This window comes from Dietzia sp. SYD-A1 (assembly GCF_015356725.1).
GTDB lineage: Bacteria > Actinomycetota > Actinomycetes > Mycobacteriales > Mycobacteriaceae > Dietzia.
The window spans coordinates 1-2,675 of record NZ_JADDKI010000327.1 but is presented as its reverse complement, the minus strand read 5'-3'; the positions used below and the strand labels follow the sequence as shown (position 1 = coordinate 2,675).

At 71.8% G+C, this 2,675-nt stretch carries 1 protein-coding gene; it reads left to right on the top strand.

The annotated features are described in order from the left end of the window. Positions 1–2,675: amino acid adenylation domain-containing protein (locus IY392_RS12995; protein ID WP_194861440.1), on the top strand; the 2,675-nt coding region annotated here is incomplete at both ends.

Below are 2,675 nucleotides of genomic sequence, written 5' to 3'. Positions count from 1 at the left end.
CCACCCACCTTCGGGCCGATCAGCTGACCCCGCCACGGTTCCGGCGGTCGGAGGGCCGGGTCGGCTCCGACGTCTGGGCGGATTTCCGCGTAGCGGCCCGGGCGTGGGGTGTCTCGCCCACGGGGGCGTTGGCGGCGTTGTTCGCGGCCGCGCTCCGGCGCTTCGGCGCCCGGGAGCGCTTCTGCCTGGTCACCACACTCTTCGACCCCGAGGCCCGCGAGGACGCGGGCGTGGGGGACACCACCCGGACCGCTCTTCTCGACACCGGTCACACGGGGTGCGCCGAGGGCTTCGTGGACTACGCCCTCCGGGTGACGCGCAACTTCTGGGACGCGGTGGACCACAGCGCGGTGCCTGCATCGCGCGTGGTCGGCGAGCTGTTCGGGCCGACGAACGGGATCCCCGAACACCCTGTCGTCTTCACCTCCTCCGTAGGGGACCGCGCCGGGTCCCGCACGGACGCCTGGCTCGGCCGACGCGGGTTCGGGGTGTCCCAGACTCCCCAGGTCCTGCTCGACGCCATCCACTGGGAGGAGGACGACGCGCTCGTCCTCGCCTGGGACCACGTGGTCGGGGCGGTCGACGACGGCGTCGTCGACGGCATGCGCCGCGCGGTCCAGAGGGCCGTCGAGGTACTGGCCCGCGACGAGGCCGCCTGGACGCGACCGGGTCTGTTTCTCGACCCCTGGGTCCGTACCCCGCGGCCGCGACCGGTGGCCTACGACTCCGGCCCGGGTCTGCACGACCCGGTGCTGGCGGCGCTGGACGCGGACGGGACGCGGCGCGTGGTCTCGCAAGGGGACCGCGTCGCGGATGCCGACGAACTCGCCTCCATCGCGGCGTGGACCCGCGGTGAGCTGTACTCCAGGGGGGTCACACCCGGGGAGCCGGTCCTCGTCCTGCTCGGCAAGTCGGTCGAACAGATCGGCATCGTCCTCGGGATCGCCTCGGCCGGGGCCGCCTACGTGCCCGTGGACCCGGCATGGCCGCTCACGCGCGTGGAACGTATCGCGGCCCGAGCCGGCGCCAGGGTCGCTGTCGCCGCGCAGGGGACGGACATGCCCGACGGGGTCACGGCGATACCCGCCGTGGTCCAGCGGCCTGCGGACGATGCGGTTCGTCCCGGTCCCGCACCCGTCGAGGGGACCGGACTTGCGTACACGATCTTCACCTCGGGCTCGACGGGAGAGCCCAAGGGCGTCGCCATCGAACACGCTCAGGCCAGGACGACGATCGACGACCTGGCGCGCCGGTTCAACCCCGGTCCGACGGACGTCGTCCTGGGGTTGTCCGCGTTGAGCTTCGACCTGTCCGTGTGGGACATCTTCGGCGGCCTGTCCGCCGGCGCGCGACTGGTCCTGCCCGAACGCGGCTCGGAGGCCGATCCCGAGCACTGGCTGCGCACGATCGAGACCGAGGGCGTCACGGTCTGGAACTCCGCGCCTGCCCTGGCCGAGATGCTCGTCGACTACGCGGAATCGGATCCCGAGCGCGCGCGCACCGCGCTGGGCTCGCTCAGGCTGGTCATGATGTCCGGTGACTGGATCCCGGTGACGCTGCCGGATCGACTCCGCGCCCTCGCCCCGCATGCCGTCGTCGTGAGTCTCGGCGGGGCGACGGAGGCCTCCATCTGGTCGGTTCACCACGTCATCGGCGACGTCCATCCGCAGTGGCCATCGATTCCCTACGGCACGGCGCTGGACGGGCAGTGGTTCCGCATTCTCGACGGCCCGGACGGGGAGCCGGTCCCGATCGGAGTCGCGGGCGAGTTGTTCATCGGCGGCGACGGCGTGGCGCGCGGGTATCTGGGCGACGAGGAACAGACCGCGGAGCGGTTCCGGGTCCACCCCGTCTACGGCGAACGCCTCTATCGCACCGGCGACGAGGGGATGTGGTTGCCCGACGGGACGATCCGGTTCCTCGGTCGCGTCGACCGACAGGTCAAGATCAACGGCTATCGCGTGGAGCTCGGAGAGATCGACGCAGCACTCACGCGCCTCGACGGGGTGCGTGCGGGAGTCTGTAGTGCGGTCGACGGCCCCGGCGGTGGCAAACGCCTGGTCGGGCATGTCGCGCTCACCCCGCAGTCCGGACTCGACCAGCGTGCGATTCGTGCCGCACTCCGGGAGGCGCTTCCGGCGTACATGGTTCCTACCGCTGTCCTGATTCACCGGGAGCTACCGGTCACAGCGAACGGCAAGATCGACCACAAGGCGCTTCCGAACCCCTTCGCGAGTGCGTCGTCGTACTCCGCCTCGTCAGTCCCAGCACCGTCGAGTCCCGCCTCGTCGACGCTGGACTCGTCACCCCCCGCCTCGTCGACCCCAGCACCGGCGACGTCCGCGCAGGCCGAACCCGCGGCGTCTCGGCCGGAGGCGCTCGCAAGTGGTTCGGCAGGCCTGGCACCCGAGCTGGCCGCAGTGGTCCCGGACGGTGTGGATCCGGCGCTCGAACCGCTGGCTGCCGGTCTGGACTCGCTCGCCGTGGTGCGCATAGCGAATCTCGTCGAGGACCTCACCGGCTCCCGGCCGGATCTCGAGGAACTCCTGGCGACACCGTTAGACCGGATCCTCCGCGACGACCCGGTCCCCGAGCCCGCGATCCAGTCCGATCAAGATGCCGCGGACCTTCCGGCCGCCTCCACGCCGGCCCCGCCCGGCCACGCGCCGCAGGTC